Below are 21,991 nucleotides of genomic sequence, written 5' to 3'. Positions count from 1 at the left end.
ACGATCGATATGAAAAAAATAATCCATCCAAAAAGAAAGGAAAATTTCGTAACCGGAGCCTACTCCGACGCAGTTTTGATAGACGGATTTCTGTTTGTTTCCGGACAGGCGGCCGTTGATTTCGAGACTTCCAGTTTTGTCTTGGGCACGATCGAGGAGGAAACCGTCAGAACACTGGAAAACATAAAAGCGATCGTGGAAGCCGCCGGGGCGACTATGAATGACGTCGTCAAATGTACCGTACATTTGGCCGACATCCGGGAGTTTGATCGGTACAACGAGGTATATGCCTCCTATTTTACGGGCGTAAAACCCGCCCGCACGACGGTGCAGTCTGTGCTGGCAGAGGGTTTAAAGGTGGAAATCGATTGTATTGTGCGAATTCCTAGCGCCTGATTGAAATGGGAAGAAGGCTGATCATCGATGGGCATTTGGATTTGGCTATGAATGCCATTGAGTGGAACAGGGACCTGCGTCTTGAGCTTAGCCAGGTACGGCAGATGGAAATGCACATGAAGGACAAGCCGGACAGGGGCAAAGGGACGGTTACGCTTCCAGAGCTTCGGAAAGGCAAGGTAGGAATTGTCGTGGCGACGCAATTGGCACGGTATTCCCCCCCTGATTCGGCACTTCCAGGCTGGAATTCCCCCCAACAGGCCTGGGCTATGACCCAAGCCCAACTGGCTTGGTACCGGGAAATGGAATCGGCAGGGGAAATGAGACAGATTCTTACCCGTGGGGATTTGGACGAAATGGTAGCCCTTTGGGAAGACCAAACAGTTCCAGATGCGGATAAGCCCATAGGCTATATTCTCAGTTTGGAAGGTGCAGATTCCTTGGTGGAAATTTCATATCTGGATAAGGCCTATGCGTATGGCGTTCGGGCATTGGGGTTGTCGCATTTCGGGCCGGGGAGGTATGCTCCCGGTACAAAAATGGAAGGCCCGATTACCCCCTTGGGAAAGCAGCTGTTGGAGGAGATGGGTCGGTTGAATATGATATTGGACGTCACCCATCTTACCGATCAGGGATTTGACCAAGCCTTGGATAGGTACAATGGCCCCGTATGGGCAAGCCACCACAATGTGCGAAAGCTGGTACCCCATCAGCGACAACTGACAGATCCTCAGATCAAACGCCTCGTGGAACGAGGTGCCGTAATAGGGGGCATGCTGGACTGTTGGGCGATGGATATTCGGTTCATCGACACCGTGTCAGACCCTTGGCAACTGGATATTCGACTTGAGCAGCTGATCGATCACTGGGACCACATCTGTCAGCTGGCCGGAAACACCTACCACATAGCCATAGGCAGTGATTTGGATGGGATCTTTGGTACCGAGCAATCTCCTTGGGATCTAAATTCCGTAGCAGATCTCCAGAAATTCGAAGATTCGTTGGATAAAAGGGGGTACAGTTCAGAGGATATAGATCGGATATTTCATGGCAATTGGCTGCGCTGCCTGCGAGCAAGCTTACCGGTCTAAAAGGTTCTGATGATAGCTATGTGGAGCTTTCAGAAAGCGGTTAGAATGATAGCTTGCTACTAACAAATAACGGTGAACAGATGAACAGTAATACAGGATTGCATGCCGCTGCGGCTCAGGTGGAGACTACTCCCCGATTGGGAACCGTGATCAACGGCGACTTTGTCCCACATTACGCTACCTCCATCCATGACCCACTGTTTGCGAAAGCCCTGGTGCTTCGGCGTGCGGGTATTAGCTTGGTATTTGTGGTGGTGGACATTTGTGTCATGGGGCAGGGGCTTCTGGATGAAGTAAAATACCTGATACAGAAAAAAGCCGGCATAAGCGCAGCAAACATACTGATCAGCAGCACACATACGCATGCAGCAGGAGCAGTGGAGGAGGTACATTTCGTGCAGGCAGACTTGGCCTATCGAAAGTGGCTTCCGGGCCGCATTCTTCAGGCTGTTGAAACGGCCATAGCACGCTTGGAGCCAGCTCATATGGGCTATGGTAAGGTCTTGGCTCCTGAGCACCTTCGTTGTAGACGGTATCAGATGGAGGAAGACTATCAGCCACTTAATCCGGTAACCGACTCGGTGGATTTGATCAAGACCAATCCTTTTGGCGTAGAGGATAAAATCATCCATCCCGTAGGCAAGCCTGATCCCGAACTTTATTTTGTAGCGTTGCAGGGAATTTCGGGGAGATGGATCAGTGTCTTGGCAAATTACGGCCTACATTATGTGGGTGACTGGCAAAACGGAACCATATCGGCCGACTATTTCGGATATTTTGCCCGTGCGTTACAAGTTGAGCTGGGTGCCGGTGAGGATTTTGTGAGTATAATGAGCAATGGCACCAGCGGGGATGTAAACATTTGGGATTTTCACAACCCTAACCTTTATCCCACCGGTGACTTCGAGAAAAGTACACTGATCGGTGCCGATTTGGCAGCCAGGGTTGCGAAGGCGATGGTTGATATTCAATGGGATGCTGATCCTGATTTGCGGGCGAATACCGAAGTGTTGTCAGTTGCGCGTCGCATGCCTTCTGATGAGGAACTGGATGCAGCTAAGCGCCTTATAGCGGAGGGGGGCTTCGAGACCCTACAGGCCGATTACGCCGGTTGGCGGAAGCTGTATGCCCGGGAACAGCACCTACTTGCGGATTACCCTACGGAGGCAAGGGTTCCACTTCAGTGTTTCCGTTTGGGATCCCTTTGTATTGGTGCCCTTCCGGGGGAGATTTTCGCTTCCACGGGTATAGCGTTGAAAGAGGCAATTAAGGGTCCCTATTTTTCCATTACCCTTGCCAATGGCAACTTAGGTTATATTCCCCCGGCCAGGGAACTGGAAAAGGGGGGATACGAAACCTGGAGGTGCCGCATTAGCAATCTGGAAAGTGGTGCGGAGCGTCGGATACGTGAAGAGATGATCCGATTGGCGGATTCTGTGTGATTAATTGGATCGTGGAACCTTTTTGGCGGTGAATTGCGTCCGAGTATTGGGACTAAGACCATCGTAAACAGTTGGTGTTCAAAAACGGTTATATTCTAGCTAATGCCCAGCGATACAAAAAAATCTTAGCCGTATGCCTATTGTCCTTCAAAAAACGCTCCCCATTCTGTTGTTTCTCTTCCTTTGGCATATTCCGTCTTTTGCCCAAGATGAAACGAACGCGCTAAAGCGATATAACCTAGAACGCATCCAATACAACAAGCATGGCATGCTGATATTGGGGTCATGGGCCGTGGGGAATATGCTTTGGGGTGGTTTGATGGCTGGAAGAACCAGCGGAGAATTGCAGGGTTTTCATCAAATGAACGCCTACTGGAACGGCGTCAACCTGTTGATTGCCGGTTTTGGATACTACTCCGCGATGACGGAAGTTCCCAGTTCGGAGTTTTGGGAGACCATCCAACAGCAACAAAGCATCGAAAAAATCCTTCTGGTAAATGCGGGCTTAGATGTGGCCTACATGGCCACCGGACTCTACATGCTGGAACGGGGCAAGCGGACAGACAATGCCCGGATACGGGGTTTTGGCAAGTCAGTTATCCTACAGGGTGCCTTCTTGATGTCCTTCGATGTCATCAAGTTTCTATATCACAATGCCCACGCCAAAGACCTACCCAAGATAGTAGAAAACCTCTCCCTAGGTCCCAACGGGATTGGTTTTAAGGTAATGCTTTAACGTGGTGGACGGTGGGTTTTGAGGAACTTGAATATTAGAGTCTGGCCTTTAACACCTTTCTTTTTTAGCTATATTTGCGTTAACCAACTGCCTAGAGGCCTTGATTAAACCGGAAGAGTGGACAGCATTTCTGTCAGGCCGTGTGCCAGACCAAGCCATTCCTTATTGCTACGAGCTCTGGAAGGAAAATCCCTTTCATTTTGTTGTCACCAAGTCGCGATCTTCCAAGCTGGGGGATTTCACGTATCGGAAAAATCGGTCGGTACAGAAAATTACGGTCAATCACGATTTGAATTCCTATCAATTTCTGATTACCTATATCCACGAAGTAGCACATCACCGGGTATATGCTAAATACGGAAGTTCCCGTATGCCGCACGGCATGGAATGGAAACGGGAGTTTCAGCGTCTAATGGAACCCATGCTGGTAAGGGAGGTTTTTCCGATGGATGTCCTCGTTCCGCTGCGCAGGCATATGTCTAATCCCAAAGCCAGCGCCGGAGCAGATCTGTTTTTGATGAAAGAGCTTCGAAAATACGATCCCGCGGCAAAGGGAGAATCGGAAATCTTGCTGAGTGACCTGATGCTGGGGCAGCAGTTTATGTTTAAAAACCGCATGTTCGAAAAACTGGAAAGCCGACGAACCAGAGTTCTCTGTGAGGAGGTAGGTACGGGCAGACGTTTCCTGATTTCAGGGCACGCATCGGTAGAGAAACGCTAGTTTTTTCTACTTCTTGCCAGCTTCAAATGCATTCACAGCAGCCCTTACGGATCCGTGCTCGAGGAGCATTTCTTTGGCTTTTTCCGCAGGCAAGCCGGTGGCATCCATGATCATCCGTGTACCCCTGTTTACCAGTTTTTCGTTGGAAAGCTGCATGTCCACCATCTTGTTTCCCTTCACCTTTCCCAGTTTGATCATTACACTGGTGGAAATCATATTAAGCACCAGCTTTTGTGCGGTACCGGATTTCATTCGCGTGCTGCCGGTAACAAACTCAGGGCCTACCACCACCTCTACCGGCAGCTGAGCGACAGCAGCTAGCGGACTGCCGGCGTTGCAGGTGATGCATCCGGAAAGTAATCCGGCCTCGTTGGCGGCCTTTAGTCCCCCTATGACGTAGGGTGTAGTGCCTGATGCTGCTATTCCAATCACGGAATCGTTTTCGTTGAATCCGAATTTTTGGATATCTTCCCAGGCTTGTGCCGGATCATCCTCGGCATTCTCTACTGCCTTCCGTATAGCGGTATCACCACCGGCTATAATCCCGATTACCAAATCGTGTGGCACTCCGTAGGTAGGAGGACACTCGGAGGCATCCAATATGCCCAACCGTCCACTGGTTCCTGCTCCGATGTAAAATAGCCGGCCACCCTGCTCCATCTTCGGAACGATGGCTGCGACTAACCTTTCGATTTGGGGAAGGGATTTGGCCACAGCCAACGGAACCGTTTGATCTTCTTTGTTCATGTTGGCAAGCAGCTCCGAAATGGACATCTGCTCCAAATTGTCATAGAATGAACTGCTTTCGGTTGTTGTGCTCATATTTTATTTTGGTGATAGAGGGTGAGACCAGCAATTGGAGCCTCTAGAATAACATCAATATGGATACCGAGATCAGTACCGACTTTTCGTAATATTTCACCGTTGTGAAATGCAATGGAGCCCACGAAGTTCACCGGTTTGTGTTGGAAATCGGTGTAGCGCATCACATGCCGTTTGAAAAAATCATGGAATCCATTGTAAAACAGCTGATAACAGTACGGATGTTTTTTGTGCTCGTGTATAAACTTGCAAAAGCCCGCCATGTATCTGTTGGGGAAAGGTTTTTGGTACACATTTTCCTGGATTTCCAAATTTGTCAATGGGGTCTCCTCCAACAGCATTTCACGGATTTCCGTAGGCATGTCGTCGTAGATAAAATCCTGAAGAAAACGACGCCCTATATAAGAGCCGCCTCCCTCATCTCCCAACAGGTATCCAGGAGAAGGGCGGTTGGCAATTATGGATTCACCATCATAATCACCGCTATTTGATCCAGTCCCCAAAATGCACGCAATGCCCGCTTTGTGGCCGCAGGTAGCCTTCGCTGCAGCGGTAAGGTCATGGTCAACATAAACCTGTACGTCGCCCAATACCGTTCGAATAAGATGGGAAACCGTTTTTTTGTTTTTTTCTCCGGTGCATCCGGCCCCGTAAAAATATACCTCTTGGATTTCGCCCCTGAGTGAAAGGATTGATTCTGTCTGCAAATCACGGAGCATGGCGTCCGGGTTTTGGTAATACGGATTAAAGCCAACCGTCCGAAACTGTGTTATTTCACCACCTTTACCGATTGCTCTCCAATCTGTTTTGCTGGAACCACTGTCAGCTATTAAAATCATATTTATTTGAGGTATGCGATGGGTTCAAATTTATCAAACACATGCGCTGTGTGTGGGGCATCTGTCAGTTCATTGGTCAAATCCTGACCTGCCCAGTGTTCGTAGTGTTTCCCGTTTCTCCAAAGCCTGGACTTGCTTACATCGTATACCAGCCCATTGAACGCAACATAAATCTCAGGCTTATCCTGTCCGTTATAAAGAGATAGTTGGCTTTTCGTTAGGATTTTCATAGGCAGATGATCCCTCAAAGATAGATAATTTACAAAAAGATTAGGAGGTTTTCAGAAATTTCACCCTCAAGGGAGCTTCAGTTGGGCATTTACCCATCGCTCGGGGATTTCGCCACGCAATGCCACCTGGTAATCCTCGTAGCTACAGGGTATGATCGTATGATCTCCAAATTTTCCCATATCGGCCACCGGTACTTCCATCCACCATTTTCCGCTTCGGTTGCTTTTGTAGAAGTGCAGCATGGAAGGCGAAGCATCCATGGAGACAGTGTACATGGTATAGTCGCTGCTTTTGAATGAAAGGCTGTCCTTACGTTGATAAAATCCCTCGATGAAATACCATACCATCGTAGCTAATACGGATGCTGTGCTGTAGCGTGCGTCGTCAAGGCTGCTATGATACCCATAGAAGCCTACCGAGCTTAGTTTCTCATTGGTGCCTGCAAACCAGCTTACTTGGCAGGCTTCTTCAGAAGTCATGCCAAAGGGCTGGCCGTCTATAGCTCCCGGAGCGTCTGTTGATTTTACTGCACATAAATCAAAACTCACCATGTCTGCATTCCGAATCAACGGCTCGACTTCCTGGAAGTTGTCCCGAAGCTTGCCGAGTCTAACGTGATCAAAATACAGTTTTTCGAGGGTGGCTACCAAATCGGTGTCGGTAAGGAAGCTTTGGTAGGCAAGATGGCAGTAGTTAAAGATAAAGTTGGGACGGTGAAGTACGATTTGTTGGGAATGGGTTTGCGCTGCGGTACCGTTGTCCTCCATGTCCATTTTGGCATCTACGGTTAGTACACTTATCATCTTTCGCATTTTTTCATAGGCGAGGTATTGGCCAAAATCCAGGTCGTGCGAGCCTCCTATAAAGATGGGCAATATCTCTTGGTTGATGAGAAACTCGCCGATGGAACGGATAAGTTGGCAGGTTTCCTTTTGGGTTTCTCCCGATCTGAGCGTACCCAGGTCCGCTATTTTATAGAGTCCTTGCCCTTTTTTCAGGCGATACAGTTTTTCTCGTACCGCGTAGGCTGATTCGGGGCCGTTAGGCAGTCCTTCTGAGCCTCTGTATTCCTCCAGTCCGATTATCGCCAGTTGGATTCCTTGTAGACTTGGGAAATGTTCTCCGTGGCAATTTATCCCCTCGAAAAAGGCATTATGTGATCTAGGTTGAAGGTACAAAGCTTCAGGAAGTGGTTCGAAAAATATCTTTAGATCCATTCTGTTGGGGTTGTTGCCTGTGTTATTAATCAAAAATAGGGAAAATCAACCGATATAACGAAAAAAGTCCCGCTACCTGCGGGACTTTTTGTATTATCCTCCAAAGTCGTCGAAGCGAATATTTTCATTCGGTACACCCAGATCATCCAACAGCTTGAGCACTGCGGCATTCATCAATGGAGGACCGCAAAGATAAAACTCGATTTCGTCTGGCTCATCCTTGAATTTGAGGTAGTTGTCATACAATACCTGATGGATAAATCCAACGTAACCATCGCCATTTTTATCGTCCAAGGATTCCTTTACTTTCCAGTTGTCTTCGGGGAGAGGCTCTGAGAGTCCAATATGGAAGTTGAAGTTCGGGAAGTCCTTTTCAATCTCACGGAAATGCTCTACGTAGAAGAGCTCTTTCTTTGACCTACCACCGTACCAATAAGATACTTTTCGGTTGGATTTTTCAGTGTGGAAAAGGTGGAACAAATGAGACCTTAATGGGGCCATGCCCGCACCTCCACCTATGTATACCATCTCCCGTTGAGTTGGATTTATGTGGAATTCACCATATGGGCCTGATATCGTTACTTTGTCACCTGGTTTTCTGCCAAACACATAGGAAGAACAAACGCCTGGGTTAACATCCATCCATCTGTTGTTGGCCCTATCCCATGGTGGCGTTGCAATACGGATGGTCAGCATGACGATATTTCCCTCAGCTGGGTGATTGGCCATTGAGTAAGCCCTGAACAACGGCTCATCATTTTTCATCACCAAATCCCAAAGACCGAATTTATCCCAATCGCTCTTGTACACTTCCTGTGGGTGACCAAGATCTGGGTGAGGCGTAATATCAATATCCTTGTAATTAACTGTGATTGCCGGTACGTCAATTTGTATGTATCCTCCCGGTTCAAACTCAAGAATTTCACCCTCGGGTAATTTTACTACAAACTCTTTGATGAAAGTGGAAACGTTGTAGTTGGATACCACTTCGCACTCCCATTTTTTGATTCCAAAGATTTCTTCTGGAATACGGATGCGCATGTCGTTCTTAACTTTCACTTGGCATGAAAGCCTAACTTTACTTTGCTGCTCGGCTCTACTAAGATGACCGACCTCCGTAGGAAGCACCTCTCCTCCGCCATCTTCTATTGTACATTTACACATGGCGCAGGTTCCGCCGCCGCCACAGGCTGAAGGGAGAAATATTTTCTTGTTTCCCAAGGTATTCAGCAGCGTGGATCCTGCCGAGGCTATGATTGGGTTTTTTTCGTCTCCGTTGATGATGATTTTCACATCTCCAGAGGCGACTAGCTTGGACTGGGCAAAAAGAAGGATGAACACAAGTAGCAAAATAATCAACGTAAATGCTACGATCGAGGTAATGATTACTGAACTCATTTAACGATGTTTTTTTCTTTTCAGTACGACAAATCCGGATTAAACGATTGCAAATATATTCAATAATCGCTTAACACCTTTACTTTATTCCAAATTTTAGGACGCTTTATCCCTACCGATTTAAACTGTTAATTTTTCAATAGGTTTAGCAAAGTGCTCAATCTGTTTTTCAACTGTCGTCGGTCGATGATAAAGTCAAGGAAACCATGTTCCAATACAAACTCGGAACTTTGGAAACCTTTGGGCAGGTCTTTTCCTATCGTCTCCCGGATCACACGGGGCCCTGCAAAGCCAATCAAAGCCCCCGGTTCTGCAATGTTGAAGTCACCCAACATCGCATAGGAGGCTGTTACCCCTCCTGTGGTTGGGTCAGTGAGGAGTGAAATATAGGGTATGCCTGCGTCATCGAGCTGAGCCAACTTGGCAGAGGTCTTTGCCATTTGCATAAGGCTAAACCCCGCCTCCATCATCCGTGCACCACCCGACTTGGAGATCATCAAAAAAGGCACCTTGTGCTTTAATGCATAGTCTATTGCCCTGGCGATCTTTTCCCCAACCACTGAACCCATCGATCCACCGATGAAATTGAAATCCATACAGGTGATTACGATTTCAGTGCCGTTAAGTTTTCCCACAGCGGAACGTGCCGCATCTTTAAGGTCTGTTTTAGCGATTGTTTCCTTTATTCGGGTAGTGTAGGCCTTGGTATCGACAAAGCGAAGGGGATCTCCGGAGGTCATCCCCGCATCGAGCTCTGTGTACTTGTTTTCATCAAAAAGTATCTCAAAATATTCTTTTGAGCCGATTTTTACATGGTATTCGTCATCGGGGCACACATAGGAGTTGTTTTTTAGCTCTCTGGTGTGGATGATGTTACCCTTTGGGGTTTTATACCAAAGCCCATCAGGGGTATCTTTTTTTTCCTCAGTGGAAGTTTTGATGCCAGCGTCTTTTCTTTTAAACCAAGCCATTAGTAGGGTGTTTAGGGACGAAGTCTCTTTTTAGCGAACACAAATTTATGCGTAATATCGGTTAAATAAAATTCTCACAAAGGAAACCATTTTTCTAGGGTTGTGCCAGTTGTCCGGAGACGGTTTGCTCCTTTTCCAATGAGATTCTTGTTTTTGGAAGGGATTCTGGATAGTTCCTCTGGATGAAATCAAGCATTTTTTCCCTCACGAAGCACCTCAGATCAAAGGCACCAGGGCTATCGCGGGCACTCATAAGGCAGCGGAGCTCGACTGTTCGCTCCCGTATGTCTGTTACTTGAAGTACCTGCACCTTCCCATCCCAAAGGGGGCTTGAGTCCAGCAGTTCCTTTAGATGTTGTTTCAATGGCTCGATCGGAATGGTATGGTCTACGTATAAAAAGACAGTCCCCCATATATCTGCCGTTGTCCTTGTCCAGTTTTGAAATGGCTTTTCCAAAAAATAAGTGATGGGGAGCACCAATCTCCGCTGATCCCAAATCTTGACCACTACGTAGGTGAGGTTGATTTCTTCGATCTTGCCCCACTCGCCCTCCAGCACGACCACATCATCCAGGCGAATAGGTTGGGTAAAGGCAATCTGAAATCCTGCCAGTAAATTTGCGATGGATTTTTGCGCTGCAAAACCTACGATGATACCGAGTATTCCCGCTGATGTCAGCAACCCGGCACCGATGTTCCGTGCGGATTCAAATTGCATCAGTATGCTCGCAGAGGCAATGACCACCACCACGATCACAAAGACCTTGCGGATAAAATCCAATTGGGTGATCATTCGGCGTTCTTTCAGGTTGTCGCTTTTGCCAAAATCAAAACTTTCCAATATCCGATGCCTGACTACATTGGACAGCTCCACGAGAATCCACGTCAGGTTTACGACAAAGAGCACGGAAAACAACGGATGATGCCTAAGGTAATCCATGTCGTCGGGGGAGAAATAACGCTCTGCCAAGGGAAAGATCACAAAGAACAATCCCCATTTCAACGAAAACCCAAGTTTTCTCAGGGCTCTTTTTCCTTTGTCGGTGGTCGGCTTATAGAAAAACGAGGCAAGCCGTCTAAAGAACAAATACAGTAACAGGTGGCTGGCCAGTAAAGAGGCCAAGATGGTTAGCATGAAGATTAGTTTTTCCTGCGTCATATCAAATGGTTGGTTGGACGGGGTAAAAGAATGGAAAGAAATTTTTTCTCGACAGGCCTACGAACGGTATTTCTGCCTATCTTTAGTCGTGTTTTCTACATGACCGTGTTCAAATCGCCTTATGGCGACCTAACTTCTACCAAAAACCATGCAATTAACCTATCTTTTTGTATTATCGGCTGTAATTCTGACCGGTGCCTACTTTACCTATGGTAAGTATGTGTTCAAAAAGTTTAAAATAACCAATGACAATATCACTCCGTCACATCGTCTTAATGATGGGGTAGATTATATTCCGAGTAAGCCTATCGTCGTTTTGGGGCATCATTTCGCCTCGATAGCAGGTGCCGGGCCGATTGTAGGACCCATTATCGCCATTACCTTTGGATGGATTCCCGCGGTAATTTGGATTCTGCTTGGGGGTATATTTTTTGGTGCCGTGCATGATTTGGGCAGCATGGTGGCGTCGCTGAGGAATGATGGCAAATCAATCGGTGTAATCATTCAGAACAACATAGGAAAGAGCGGGAAGCGGCTTTTTATCCTATTTAGCTTTTCAACGCTGATTTTGATCATTGCCGTCTTTGCGGATATCATTGCCAAGACCTTTATCAACAACCCGGGCGTGGCTTCCGCTTCGATCTTGTTTATCCTCTTGGCGGTGGCGTTCGGATTTGTGAATAAGCGAAGTGCACACAAAAAATCCGCCTTTGCAATCATCACCGTGATGGGTGTGATCCTGATGTATTTTTTTGTGTATGTTGGGATGCAGATTCCCTTTGCCTTGGAGTATCAGTCTTGGATCTATGTGCTGTTGGCCTACGCATTCATTGCCTCTGTTGCCCCGGTGTCCATGCTGTTACAGCCTAGGGACTACCTCAATAGCTTTTTGTTATATGGGTTGATCTTAGCTGCTGTGATAGGAGTGTTTGTCGCAAATCCTACCATTGTGATGGATACGGAAATCCACGTGTCCAGCGAAACCTTGGGCTTTATATTTCCAGTCTTGTTTGTCACCATTGCTTGTGGGGCGATTTCTGGATTCCATTCCCTCGTTGCTTCCGGTACTACGTCAAAGCAGATAGATCGAGAGGAAGATGTCAAGCTTGTAGGCTATGGGGGGATGCTTATAGAGTCTTTCTTGGCGATTATTTCGGTGGGTGCAGTAATCGTCCTCTCCCGTTCGGATTATATGACCAGGCTGGCCGATCAAGGGCCTGTTCCCTTGTTTGCCGACGGTCTGGGTGCAATTATATCTGCCATGGGCGTAAATCAAACCTTTGCGGTAGGTTTTGTGGCACTTACGGTTTCAGCCTTTGCGCTCACAACCTTGGATACGTGTACCCGTTTGGCGAGGTTTACATTGCAGGAGTATTTCGAAGACGTGACACACCCAGTTGGGAAAAAAATTTCCCAAAATAGGTATCTATCTACCTTCGTGGTAGTAGTACTTTCCGTGGTGCTTCTCCAAAGCGGAGGATTCTCTACGCTGTGGCCTATTTTCGGATCGGCCAATCAGCTTTTGGCGGCTCTCGCATTGCTGACCATTTCGGTATGGCTGATCCGGAAAAAAGTGAATCCGACTTTTGTCACGATTCCCATGTTCTTTATGTTCACTGTAACGCTAAGTTCACTGGGTCTATTTGCTTGGAACAACTTCAGACAGGAATCCTATACGCTGTCGGTGATAGCGGCAATTTTGTTCGTGTTATCCTTTGCCCTGATATTTTTGGCCAAAAAAAGCTTGACAAAGGAACTAAAACCCACGGAAATGGCAAAGAGTTGACGTCAGGCACTTTCAATGTCCGGCAATTGGCATAGCATACCTTCCTGTAGCGATCTGCTCTCTCAAATCAGATGCTCAGTGCTCGTTAAAAAGGCTAGAACAGCCTGAAACCGAGTGAGAGAATTAGTTGATTTTGACGCTGGTCAGTTTGGAGTTGCGATATGCTTGCGACAGATCTGGTTACACCTCCCTCGTATTTTAAATCCATAAGGAAGTTTCCTATATCGAAGCCGATCCCAGCCTGGAATCCGAACGTGAAATCCTCTGCTTTTGGAGCGAGGGTTGCTTGGGCAGGATCGCTTTGCACGTTGCTGTTCAGAAGGTGGGAGGCCACCGGGCCGGCCTGGATGCGGAATACGGAACCCATTCTTATGCCGACCATCAACGGTATATCCAATCGGTCGAAGCTTACATCGTAGTTGAATGTGTTGTCGCTAAAAGATCCTCCGGTGTTGGTATATAGTATTTCCGGTTGCAGGTAGATAACAGGTAGATTTATCCGCGCATAGGCACCCAAGTGATAGCCCATTTTTGAATCATCTCCCTGAAATCCATTCGAAACCCGTACATCTCCCTGGGAAACTCCAAACTTGGGGCCAACCGAAAATACCTGCGCCTGAGACGCTAGGGAAAGAAGCGAAAAGGTCAATACAAAGAAATAGTTTTTCATATTTTTCGTGGGTTAATCGATGTTACGTAACGATCATGAAAGACCCCGTCGTCCCGTCTGTATTTGAAATGGATTGGAAATTCGGTTGACGGCCTGACCATTTGGTGCAAGATGACCTTTCAAACGATAAATTAACGTTTTTTTTAGCTATTATTGTCCATCGGGCAGGGTTGATTGAGAGGAGTTTTTTGCTGACAGGGGATTTTAAGGCGATTGCCAAAATTTTGTTTATGGGATGTTTAATTTTTTTAAGTACTTATGCGTTATGGATCATAAACAAAACGTAGCAGATGGGGAGAATACGATTACTTGCTTGGTGGGTTCAGATGGGGTCGGTGCTTTTATTTGCTGTCTCCTGTATGGTGGACAGGGATCGGATTACGGAGGATCCATTTTTGGGGGAGCCTGCGGCCAGGAGGGCGGTCGGGCAACTCGCCAACCAGCTACTTTCCGCCGATCGTTTCACCCGTTTGGAGATAGAGGTGGTATACATGGAGGGTTTTCGCCCTACCAATCAAATGCTGGGCGAGATGGTTTCGTTTTTGGAGACATACACGCACAAGCCGGACGGGGTTATTTTTCGTGAACGCGAGATTCCGGCGCTTGGTCAGCAAAGTTATACTGTCCAAGAGCTGTTGGCCCTGGAACGCGAGCATAGGCAGCGGTACAACGAACGAAATATATTAACGGTTTTTCTTCTGGTCGTAGACGGTTACTTCTCCCGGGATGACGAGGATACCTTTGCGTTGGGAGCGGCTTACCAGAGTACGAGTATGGTTTTATTTGGGAGAAGGATTGTGGAAAATTCGGGTATTATCAGGCGGCCGGGGAGAGCACTGTTAGAGAGCACGATTGTTTTGCATGAGTTGGGCCATCTTATGGGATTGGTCAATAACGGTACAGATATGGTTGAAGACCATGAAGATGAGGAAAACCACTTTCATTGCGACAATTCTTCTTGTCTTATGTTTTGGGCCGTCGAAACCCATCGGGTACTGGGCATGGTCAACGCAACCATACCTCCATTGGACGTAAAATGCCGGAACGATTTAAGAGCAAATGGGGGGCGTTGAATTCACCGGTTTTCATAATCAGAAAACCGGTGAAATTGTGTTGTTTATCGGATATCAAATAACGAGGGCTCCTTTTTGTTTATCCGCCATGCAACGCCCACATTGATCAGGTAGTCTGCGAAGGCAGCATCCCCATGCCGCATATTGCTTGAGGTAGAAGCGGCAATATCCGTGACGCTACGTGTTCGGTTTCTGATAAGCGCCACAGGGACATTAAGGCTAAGGGTTAGGTCTTTGACCATATAGCTGGCTCCCGGTTCAACCGAAACTACATATCCCGGACGTCTGAAGCCCTCGTTGCCACCGATCAAGTCACGTACCGGCACACCCTCCACTCTGCCTCCGAGCGAAACCCCAAGAGAGTGCGCGACGACAGACTTGAAAACGCCTGCCCTGAATGCATATTGGTCGGGTACTGCCATGATGGCTTCGTTGGCCAGTATTGGGTTGAGGGTCTCGCGGAAGGTTCTAGTCCTATTCATTTCTCTCGGATTGATGAGGTAGAACCCATCATAGTATACGATAAAGCCATTATTGAGAAAACGAAGCCCCTGTGTATCCAAAATCAACCCAACGCCTCCATCACCAGGTTGTATGGATTGGTCAACCGGACGTACCTCCGGCCTTCCTTCCGGCCCCACGTTGTAGAAAGTGCTACTTGCCCGATAGTTTCCGGTAGGCAGCTTGATACTTGCTCCTACAGCCATGTTTCCATTTTTGGCTTTTTCGCCTTCAAAAAGCCAGTACCCAACACCCAATCGTACATCGGCAATACCGCCCGAATAACTCATGTGTCTGGAGTTTCGCCCATGCTCATAGAGTGAGCTGCGTTCATTGTAAACAAATGGTAGGGATCCGGAAAGGTAAAACCGGTCAGTTAGTGCATAGCTAAGATTGATATCTACAGAATGGGACCAGTTGATGACTTCGGTATTGTTGGCTATGCGGTCGGGCTCTTCGTGGGTGCCACGAAAATGCCGAAATGACCTGAAATACCGGTAGTTTAAAGCGACATTGAAGTCTCCCCTTTGTAGGATCTCTCCTTGGTTTAACGAGTTGCCCACGCCGGAAAATTGCCGGATGGCAACGCAGCCCTGAGCAGACAGCTCAATGGCATACAGGCATATGCTCGCTACGAGCACGAGGATATAAGTATAGGTTTTCACAATGGATGAAATTAGTTGTAGAGGAATAGATTGGATGCATATTGCCGCGGATCCTAATAGGAGAATTGTCGGCAACAGCGGGTTTTGCTGCCGGCCATGCTTGGCACAAATGCATTAATAACAAGCTATTGGATGTTCAACAGCTAGGGCTCTTTTTCGTATATAGAAAAAGGAATCACGCTAAATCTAAGACTTGGGAGGAGGGGATGTCACTTCTAGATCTATGTACTTGAAAGAAGTCAAAAAAAGGGAATTATCGATAGTATCGCCTACGGGTAACCTGTCAAAAGAGAAGGGTGGCTGTGGTGGCAGGTAGTCTTTTATAAAAGAGGATGTTATCATCACCTCTTTGGAAGGGTCTTGCGCTTCGTTCGGTACCAACGACATCACCCAGCTTCTTAGGGTTAAATCCAACTTGATTTTTGCGTGGTCAGGGACGTAGACCAGTTGAAATGCATCGTTCACAAACCTTTTTTTAATACCTCGATAGGCAACACCTTCCAACACAAAAGGAATATTGGTCTCGTGAAAATCCTTGTTATCGATTAGGTAAGGAATCCGCATCGGAATCTCCAGAACGGAATGGTTATCGGTTTCTTCCAAAGTGATATTTTGTCTCCACTGAGCTTCTAGGTAGTGCTGGTAGGCAAAATAGAATACGTAGTACCCAAAGTGGTACAAAAAAAAACAAAAAAGCAACAGTATGGAGACCCCCCGTTTCATTTATGGGATAAATCTAACCAAAAAATCAAAAAGGACAAACAGGTGTCGATTTAATCTTTAACTTCTTCGTAATCAATATACTCGCCTCCTTGGCCCTTGCCTCCTGAGGAGTTACGTCCTTTAGGAACGTAATCGACGTTCACGTTGCCATCCTTTGGCCTTGTTCTTCTGCTGGCTTCGGCACGTTGGGTTTCATTTACTTGGTCTACGAACTGTTTCAGCTTACTTCTTAGAAAGAACTTTACCAAACTGGAAAGAACCCATCCAATGGCAATAAAGAATATGATTAGTTTGAGAATCATGCGTTTGTATTTAATCCGATATGTCCGGGGTCAATGGGAACCTGTATAAAGACGTCCGGGCATAAAGACTATTTTAGGTATCAAGTTAACCAAAATTGAGGCCTTTCGAAATAAATAACACGTGAAAGCTCCAAAAACGTTTCCCAGCGGTGGGTATTTATTGATGGTAAACAGGGAGCAGTGAAAAAATCCCCACTGCTCCCTGTTAGGTTACTTACTAAGGTAAATGTTTCTTTCCGAGTAGATTTTAAGGAAATAATCGTCCATAAGATCATCTATAAAGTAGATGCCCTCACCGGTAGACTTCATCTCCGGCCCTAATTCCTTGTTTACGTTCGGGAACTTGTGGAAGGAGAATACCGGTTCCTTGATTGCATACCCTTTTTTGGTCGGGTTAAACTGAAAATCTGTTACCTTATTCACGCCCAACATCACCTTGGTAGCATAGTTTACATAAGGCTCGCCGTACGCTTTACAGATAAATGGTACGGTACGTGAAGCCCTTGGGTTAGCCTCGATCACATACACGATATCGTTTTTGATGGCGAATTGTATATTTATCAATCCTTTTGTTCTCAGCGCAAGGGCGATTTTTTCGGTGTAGGTCTGTATCTGCCTCATGACATAATCTCCCAGATTATAGGGAGGGAGTACGGCATAAGAGTCACCGGAATGTATTCCCGCCGGCTCAATATGCTGCATAATGCCGATGATGTACACATTTTCTCCGTCGCAGATTGCATCGGCTTCTGCTTCAATGGCGCCTTCCAGAAAGTGATCCAGCAAGATCTCATTGTTCGGGATATCACGCAGTACATTGACCACATGTTCCTCCAGTTCCTTTTCGTTAATGACGATCTTCATGCCCTGCCCACCCAACACGTAGGATGGCCTTACGAGAAGGGGAAAGCCTATCCGCTTGCAGAGTTCGAGTGCCTCGTCGGTATTGTGGATGGTGCCAAACTCGGGATAGGGTACCTCGTTTTCTTTGAGTAAGGTCGAAAACCTTCCTCGGTCTTCGGCCAAATCAAGTGCCTCAAAACTGGTGCCTATGATAGGAATACCATATTTATCGAGCTTTTCGGCGAGCTTGAGTGCCGTCTGACCTCCCAATTGGACGATTACACCAATCGGATTCTCGTGCAGGATGATTTCGTAGATGTGTTCCCAAAAGACCGGTTCGAAGTACAGTTTGTCAGCAATGTCGAAGTCTGTTGATACCGTCTCGGGATTGCAGTTGATCATAATGGTTTCGAAACCGCTCTCTTTTGCAGCCAATACCCCATGTACGCAGGAATAGTCGAATTCGATCCCCTGTCCCACACGATTCGGGCCGGATCCAAGGACCACTACCTTCTTTCTGTCAGAGGGCAGGGATTCGTTTTCCTCTCCAAAACTCGAATAGTAATAGGGTGTCTGGGCTTCAAACTCGGCCGCACAGGTGTCGACCAATTTATAGACCCGCTTGATACCCATTTCTTCCCGTCGTTTGTGGAACACCTCACTTTCGAGACATCCCACCAAGTGGGCAATCTGACGGTCCGCATATCCCTTATGCTTTGCGAGTTTCATCAGCTCGAAGGGTAAGGTGGCTAGGGTATGTTCGGCTATCTTTATGTCCAAATGGACGAGTTCTTCGATTTGCTTCAGGAACCACTTGTCGATTTTGGTCAGGTCTTGGATCGTACGAAAAGAGATCCCCAGCTTGAACGCATCGTAGACGTGAAATAGACGGTTCCAGCTTGGATTGGCGAGGCTGTAAAGAATTTCTTCCTGGTTGCGAAGTTCTTTGCCATCAGCACCCAGTCCACTTCTTTTTATTTCCAGTGATTGACAGGCTTTTTGAAGTGCTTCCTGAAAGTTTCTACCTATCCCCATCACCTCTCCTACGGCTTTCATGGAGAGCCCCAGCCTACGGTCAGCACCTTTAAATTTGTCAAAGTTCCAACGGGGGATTTTTACGATCACATAGTCAATGGCGGGTTCAAAAAAGGCCGAGGTGCTCCCGGTAATTGAATTTTTGAGCTCATCGAGGTTGTAACCGATGGCGAGTTTTGCGGCCACCTTAGCGATCGGGTATCCGGTAGCTTTGGACGCGAGTGCAGAGGAGCGGGAAACCCGAGGATTGATCTCGATTCCAATAATGGTTTCGTTGTCTGGGCTAACGGCAAACTGAACGTTGCAACCACCTGCGAAATTACCGATGCCGTTCATCATCTTGATGGCGAGTGTCCTCATTCGCTGGTACACCGGATCCGGCAGCGTCATGGCGGGTGCCACCGTGATGGAGTCGCCTGTATGCACGCCCATGGGGTCAAAATTCTCGATCGAACAGATGACCACCATATTTCCTATAGAGTCCCGAAGTACCTCCAGTTCATATTCTTTCCAGCCAAGAATGCTTTGCTCCACCAACACCTCGTGGGTAGGGGATGCCTGTAGCCCGGCCATCAACGCCTTTTCGAAGTTTTCCGGTTTGTCCACAAAACCACCCCCCGTTCCGCCAAGCGTGTAGGATGGGCGGATGACCAATGGAAAGCCGATCTCCTGGGCAATTTCCTTGCCTTGGAGGAAGGAAGTGGCAGTTCGCCCTACGCAGACGTCTACATTGAGACGTTCCATGAGGGCCTTGAATTTTTCCCTGTTTTCGGCAGTCTCGATAGCATCTATGTCTACGCCGATCATTCTGACATTGAATTTGCTCCAGATTCCTGCCTTATCGCAGTCGATGGCTAGATTGAGGGCAGTTTGGCCTCCCATGGTGGGGAGCACGCAATCGATATCGGGGTGATCTTTGAGGATCTTGACGATCGATTTTTTTTCCAAAGGAAGGAGATAAACATTGTCGGCTGTTACCGGATCGGTCATGATCGTAGCCGGGTTGGAGTTGATTAGGGTAACGATAATCCCCTCTTCCCTCAACGATCTTGCGGCTTGGGAGCCCGAATAGTCAAACTCACAGGCTTGTCCAATAATGATGGGCCCACTTCCGATAATCAGTACATGTTTGATGCTGCTGTCTTTAGGCATGCTAAAATTAGGTTTTGAGTAGAAGTTACTTCTGGCTAAATTGGTGCAAAATTAACCAAAATATTGAAACATTCACGGTACAGCCGTCAAATCCCTGACATTAAGTGGTGCTAGGGTCAAGTCGTGCCAACCGGAGATATACCATGGTTGACAAGGAAAAGAATCTGTTCATTATAGGAGACGTACACGGTTGTTGGCACACCTATTCGGCCTTGCTTGGACACTGGGAACCTGATACAGAGCTACTGATTCAGGTGGGAGACTTGGTAGACCGGGGGCGATATAGCCATAAATGCTTAGAAACTTCCCGAAATTTGGAGTTGACCCATCCCGATGGAGTGGTCTTTTTGAAGGGGAATCATGAACTCATGATGATCAAATTCCTCCAAGGCAAAGACCCACGGGATCATTGGATTGTAAATGGCGGCAGGGAAACCTTGCTGGGGTTTGCAGAGGCAGTGTTGGATATTCTTTCCTGGCGAGGCTGGTTGGAGGAGAGGGGACTTGTCTGGGAGAACCAACATGTGTTGGTGTCCCATGCCGGTGTTTCTTTCACTGAGAATCCGTTTGATGAAGAGAACCGGCAGGGAGTTTTGTGGAACCGGGGTACTCTTCGCGATGTAGGAAAAATCCAGGTGATTGGTCATACACCCCAGATCGGTGGCAAGGCGGCGTTTACGGAAAGCCCACCTTCATGGAATGTGGATACGGGGGCATTTCGGGGGATTTGCCTTACAGGGATCAAGATGGACGCTTCTGGAGTAGTATTGGAGGAAATAAATATACCAACCGATCCCAGGGACATATATGAAAAGCGCGTAGACCATTTGGCCTACGCACTTTTTACAAAATAAGTGAAATTAATATCCGGGATTCTGCACCAAATTTCGATTTAGATCAAGTTCTAGCTGAGGTATGGGGAAAACAAACCGTTGTTGTGAAGGAACCCCCAATATCTCCGTCGCAAGCCCTGTTCTGGTAAGGTCAAACCAGGTTTCAAACTCGAACATCATTTCCCTCCGTTTTTCCAGTTGAACCTCTCTGGTGAAGGCATCCACCGAACCAGGGTTGGCAACGGGGCTGATACCTGCTCGCTGCCGTATGGCATTTAGGCTCGCCAAGGCTCCTGCACTTACGTTTCCGTCTGCTTTTGCACGAGCTTCTGCGTGGATCAAGTAAACTTCACCTAGCCTTAAAATCGGCACGTTTTGGGTTGGGGGGTTGAAATTCCGGTACTTTCCTACGTAGAATTGCTCGTTGCCAGCCACGTCCAATGCCCTTCTGACCGTGAACGATCTACGAAGATCTGTTGCCTCAAAAACATCTTCGGCGGCACCTCTGGCGAAGAACTCCTGCCTCGATAAGGGATTGGCGTTTGTCACAAAGGTATTGGGTGTTTGTTGATCAAATTGAAGCTCAAACAGGGATTCGGATGAATTTTCCGTAGTCCAAATAGTTGCAAAATTTTCCACTAGGCCATAAGCACCATTTGCCAGGACTTCTTCCGCCAGTTGGGCGGCCTGAGCAAAGTTGCCCGCATACAATTGCACTTTCGCCAGAAGAGCTCTGGCAGCCATGCCATTTGCTCGTCCTTTTGCGGTTCCGCTGGCATTTAGTGGCAAGTCAAGTGCCTGGGTAAGGTCTGCGATAATGGCGGCATATACGTCCGATGCGGCATTCCTGGATACCCTCAGATCTGCACTTGTGGTCTGCTGGGTAGTGGGCTCCAAAATCAGTGGTACATCTCCCCAGCTCCTTACCAGGTTGAAGTAAGAAAGTGCCCGGATAAACCTGGCTTCCCGTACTAGGTTCTGCAGTGCTGTGTTGTTGCTAAAACCCGCTATGCGTGGCGCAAATGCAATGATATTGTTCACCGCATTGATGGTGTTGTACGAGGCTGTCCAAATGTTCAATGTCCATGGATTGTCGATTCGGATGTTGAAATTCTGGAATTCTACATACTCCGGGAAGCTGGAGATATGGGCCATGTTTCCAGCAGCGAACTCAGGAATGACAATAAAGGCTTGCCCATAGCTTGCACTGGTGGTCATACTTCTGTACGCACCTATGATCGCTGTCCGGGTGGTAGCCTCGTCAGCGAAAAACGTAGCCTGGCTAAGTTGGTCGATTGGCTGCTTTTCGATGAATTCGTCGCAGGAAGAAAACCCTGCCGCCAATAAGAATCCTACTATTGCTAATTTTATATTCTTCATGTCAG

The 21,991-nt window shown here is 47.4% G+C and carries 21 protein-coding genes; 8 read left to right on the top strand and 13 right to left on the bottom strand.

What is annotated here, in order from left to right; translation table 11 throughout:
• Nucleotides 1-9 precede the first annotated feature (9 nt).
• The 5 genes from ADIS_RS07920 (at nt 10) to ADIS_RS07900 (ending at nt 4,386) form a co-directional block, all read left to right on the top strand.
• Complete coding sequence (locus ADIS_RS07920; protein ID WP_010853896.1) at nt 10-396, top strand: RidA family protein; 387 nt, start codon at nt 10-12, stop codon at nt 394-396.
• Nucleotides 397-401: 5 nt separating this feature from the next.
• Nucleotides 402-1,487 carry a dipeptidase gene (locus ADIS_RS07915; RefSeq protein ID WP_010853895.1) on the top strand — a complete coding sequence of 362 codons (1,086 nt, stop codon included), beginning with the start codon at nt 402-404 and terminating at the stop codon, nt 1,485-1,487.
• An 80-nt stretch (nt 1,488-1,567) separates the two neighbouring features.
• A complete protein-coding gene (locus tag ADIS_RS07910; protein WP_010853894.1) occupies nt 1,568-2,929 on the top strand; it encodes a hypothetical protein in 1,362 nt (453 codons plus the stop codon).
• A 133-nt stretch (nt 2,930-3,062) separates the two neighbouring features.
• On the top strand, nt 3,063-3,665 hold the full coding sequence (locus ADIS_RS07905) for a DUF6992 family protein (protein ID WP_010853893.1): 603 nt from the start codon (nt 3,063-3,065) through the stop codon (nt 3,663-3,665).
• A 100-nt stretch (nt 3,666-3,765) separates the two neighbouring features.
• The gene (locus tag ADIS_RS07900; protein WP_010853892.1) at nt 3,766-4,386 is read left to right on the top strand and encodes a hypothetical protein; all 621 of its coding nucleotides are present in this window, start codon (nt 3,766-3,768) and stop codon (nt 4,384-4,386) included.
• A gap of 6 nt (nt 4,387-4,392) precedes the next feature.
• Here the strand turns inward: ADIS_RS07900 and murQ are convergent, their stop codons facing one another.
• The 7 genes from murQ to ADIS_RS07865 form a co-directional block, all read right to left on the bottom strand.
• A complete protein-coding gene (murQ, locus tag ADIS_RS07895) occupies nt 4,393-5,208 on the bottom strand; it encodes an N-acetylmuramic acid 6-phosphate etherase (RefSeq protein WP_010853891.1) in 816 nt (271 codons plus the stop codon).
• Entirely contained in the window at nt 5,205-6,047 is an 843-nt protein-coding gene (locus ADIS_RS07890; protein WP_010853890.1) for a hypothetical protein, read from the bottom strand. Before ADIS_RS07890 ends, murQ begins: the two co-directional genes overlap by 4 nt.
• A gap of 2 nt (nt 6,048-6,049) precedes the next feature.
• Nucleotides 6,050-6,277, bottom strand: a complete 228-nt coding sequence (locus tag ADIS_RS07885; RefSeq protein WP_010853889.1) for a cytochrome b5 domain-containing protein — start codon at nt 6,275-6,277, stop codon at nt 6,050-6,052.
• Between the two features lie 66 nt (nt 6,278-6,343).
• Nucleotides 6,344-7,495: a formimidoylglutamase gene (locus tag ADIS_RS07880; protein ID WP_010853888.1), complete on the bottom strand. Its 1,152-nt coding sequence runs from the start codon at nt 7,493-7,495 to the stop codon at nt 6,344-6,346.
• Between the two features lie 93 nt (nt 7,496-7,588).
• Nucleotides 7,589-8,893: an NADH:ubiquinone reductase (Na(+)-transporting) subunit F gene (gene nqrF / locus ADIS_RS07875; RefSeq protein WP_010853887.1), complete on the bottom strand. Its 1,305-nt coding sequence runs from the start codon at nt 8,891-8,893 to the stop codon at nt 7,589-7,591.
• Nucleotides 8,894-9,021: 128 nt separating this feature from the next.
• On the bottom strand, nt 9,022-9,864 hold the full coding sequence (accD, locus tag ADIS_RS07870) for an acetyl-CoA carboxylase, carboxyltransferase subunit beta (protein WP_010853886.1): 843 nt from the start codon (nt 9,862-9,864) through the stop codon (nt 9,022-9,024).
• A gap of 94 nt (nt 9,865-9,958) precedes the next feature.
• A complete protein-coding gene (locus tag ADIS_RS07865; protein WP_238325406.1) occupies nt 9,959-10,999 on the bottom strand; it encodes a mechanosensitive ion channel family protein in 1,041 nt (346 codons plus the stop codon).
• Nucleotides 11,000-11,171: 172 nt separating this feature from the next.
• Here ADIS_RS07865 and ADIS_RS07860 point away from each other — a divergent pair, with 172 nt between their 5' ends.
• Complete coding sequence (locus ADIS_RS07860) at nt 11,172-12,809, top strand: carbon starvation CstA family protein (RefSeq protein ID WP_010853884.1); 1,638 nt, start codon at nt 11,172-11,174, stop codon at nt 12,807-12,809.
• A gap of 94 nt (nt 12,810-12,903) precedes the next feature.
• Here the strand turns inward: ADIS_RS07860 and ADIS_RS07855 are convergent, their stop codons facing one another.
• Nucleotides 12,904-13,479, bottom strand: a complete 576-nt coding sequence (locus ADIS_RS07855; protein WP_010853883.1) for an outer membrane beta-barrel protein — start codon at nt 13,477-13,479, stop codon at nt 12,904-12,906.
• A 290-nt stretch (nt 13,480-13,769) separates the two neighbouring features.
• On the opposite strand from ADIS_RS07855, the gene ADIS_RS07850 reads away from it, so the two are divergent.
• Complete coding sequence (locus ADIS_RS07850; RefSeq protein WP_010853881.1) at nt 13,770-14,552, top strand: hypothetical protein; 783 nt, start codon at nt 13,770-13,772, stop codon at nt 14,550-14,552.
• Between the two features lie 44 nt (nt 14,553-14,596).
• On the opposite strand, the gene ADIS_RS07845 is transcribed toward ADIS_RS07850, so the two are convergent.
• The 4 genes from ADIS_RS07845 to carB all read right to left on the bottom strand — a co-directional run bounded on the left by ADIS_RS07845 (nt 14,597) and on the right by carB (nt 19,773).
• Complete coding sequence (locus tag ADIS_RS07845; protein WP_010853880.1) at nt 14,597-15,718, bottom strand: hypothetical protein; 1,122 nt, start codon at nt 15,716-15,718, stop codon at nt 14,597-14,599.
• 186 nt (nt 15,719-15,904) lie between these two features.
• Nucleotides 15,905-16,441, bottom strand: coding sequence for a hypothetical protein (locus tag ADIS_RS07840; RefSeq protein ID WP_010853879.1), 537 nt, complete (start codon nt 16,439-16,441; stop codon nt 15,905-15,907).
• Between the two features lie 50 nt (nt 16,442-16,491).
• Nucleotides 16,492-16,743, bottom strand: coding sequence for a DUF4834 family protein (locus ADIS_RS07835; RefSeq protein WP_010853878.1), 252 nt, complete (start codon nt 16,741-16,743; stop codon nt 16,492-16,494).
• A 210-nt stretch (nt 16,744-16,953) separates the two neighbouring features.
• The gene (gene carB, locus ADIS_RS07830) at nt 16,954-19,773 is read right to left on the bottom strand and encodes a carbamoyl-phosphate synthase large subunit (RefSeq protein WP_010853877.1); all 2,820 of its coding nucleotides are present in this window, start codon (nt 19,771-19,773) and stop codon (nt 16,954-16,956) included.
• Nucleotides 19,774-19,916: 143 nt separating this feature from the next.
• Here carB and ADIS_RS07825 point away from each other — a divergent pair, with 143 nt between their 5' ends.
• Nucleotides 19,917-20,627 carry a metallophosphoesterase gene (locus ADIS_RS07825; RefSeq protein ID WP_010853876.1) on the top strand — a complete coding sequence of 237 codons (711 nt, stop codon included), beginning with the start codon at nt 19,917-19,919 and terminating at the stop codon, nt 20,625-20,627.
• Nucleotides 20,628-20,633: 6 nt separating this feature from the next.
• Here the strand turns inward: ADIS_RS07825 and ADIS_RS07820 are convergent, their stop codons facing one another.
• A complete protein-coding gene (locus ADIS_RS07820; RefSeq protein WP_010853875.1) occupies nt 20,634-21,986 on the bottom strand; it encodes a RagB/SusD family nutrient uptake outer membrane protein in 1,353 nt (450 codons plus the stop codon).
• Nucleotides 21,987-21,991 lie beyond the last annotated feature (5 nt).

Source organism: Lunatimonas lonarensis (genome assembly GCF_000390185.1).
GTDB classification, from domain to species: domain Bacteria; phylum Bacteroidota; class Bacteroidia; order Cytophagales; family Cyclobacteriaceae; genus Lunatimonas; species Lunatimonas lonarensis.
The sequence above is the reverse complement of the archived record's forward strand: the minus strand, read 5'-3'. Positions and strand labels throughout refer to the sequence as shown.

What these genes read in the sequence shown, in the direction of transcription:
- ADIS_RS07920 (WP_010853896.1), top strand. Translation starts at nt 10, where the DNA reads ATGAAAAAAATAATCCATCCAAAAAGAAAGGAAAATTTCGTAACCGGA.
- ADIS_RS07915 (WP_010853895.1), top strand. Translation starts at nt 402, where the DNA reads ATGGGAAGAAGGCTGATCATCGATGGGCATTTGGATTTGGCTATGAAT.
- ADIS_RS07910 (WP_010853894.1), top strand. Translation starts at nt 1,568, where the DNA reads ATGAACAGTAATACAGGATTGCATGCCGCTGCGGCTCAGGTGGAGACT.
- ADIS_RS07905 (WP_010853893.1), top strand. Translation starts at nt 3,063, where the DNA reads ATGCCTATTGTCCTTCAAAAAACGCTCCCCATTCTGTTGTTTCTCTTC.
- murQ (WP_010853891.1), bottom strand. Translation starts at nt 5,208, where the DNA reads ATGAGCACAACAACCGAAAGCAGTTCATTCTATGACAATTTGGAGCAG.
- ADIS_RS07890 (WP_010853890.1), bottom strand. Translation starts at nt 6,047, where the DNA reads ATGATTTTAATAGCTGACAGTGGTTCCAGCAAAACAGATTGGAGAGCA.
- ADIS_RS07885 (WP_010853889.1), bottom strand. Translation starts at nt 6,277, where the DNA reads ATGAAAATCCTAACGAAAAGCCAACTATCTCTTTATAACGGACAGGAT.
- ADIS_RS07880 (WP_010853888.1), bottom strand. Translation starts at nt 7,495, where the DNA reads ATGGATCTAAAGATATTTTTCGAACCACTTCCTGAAGCTTTGTACCTT.
- nqrF (WP_010853887.1), bottom strand. Translation starts at nt 8,893, where the DNA reads ATGAGTTCAGTAATCATTACCTCGATCGTAGCATTTACGTTGATTATT.
- accD (WP_010853886.1), bottom strand. Translation starts at nt 9,864, where the DNA reads ATGGCTTGGTTTAAAAGAAAAGACGCTGGCATCAAAACTTCCACTGAG.
- ADIS_RS07865 (WP_238325406.1), bottom strand. Translation starts at nt 10,999, where the DNA reads ATGCTAACCATCTTGGCCTCTTTACTGGCCAGCCACCTGTTACTGTAT.
- ADIS_RS07860 (WP_010853884.1), top strand. Translation starts at nt 11,172, where the DNA reads ATGCAATTAACCTATCTTTTTGTATTATCGGCTGTAATTCTGACCGGT.
- ADIS_RS07855 (WP_010853883.1), bottom strand. Translation starts at nt 13,479, where the DNA reads ATGAAAAACTATTTCTTTGTATTGACCTTTTCGCTTCTTTCCCTAGCG.
- ADIS_RS07850 (WP_010853881.1), top strand. Translation starts at nt 13,770, where the DNA reads ATGGGGAGAATACGATTACTTGCTTGGTGGGTTCAGATGGGGTCGGTG.
- ADIS_RS07840 (WP_010853879.1), bottom strand. Translation starts at nt 16,441, where the DNA reads ATGAAACGGGGGGTCTCCATACTGTTGCTTTTTTGTTTTTTTTTGTAC.
- ADIS_RS07835 (WP_010853878.1), bottom strand. Translation starts at nt 16,743, where the DNA reads ATGATTCTCAAACTAATCATATTCTTTATTGCCATTGGATGGGTTCTT.
- carB (WP_010853877.1), bottom strand. Translation starts at nt 19,773, where the DNA reads ATGCCTAAAGACAGCAGCATCAAACATGTACTGATTATCGGAAGTGGG.
- ADIS_RS07825 (WP_010853876.1), top strand. Translation starts at nt 19,917, where the DNA reads ATGGTTGACAAGGAAAAGAATCTGTTCATTATAGGAGACGTACACGGT.
- ADIS_RS07820 (WP_010853875.1), bottom strand. Translation starts at nt 21,986, where the DNA reads ATGAAGAATATAAAATTAGCAATAGTAGGATTCTTATTGGCGGCAGGG.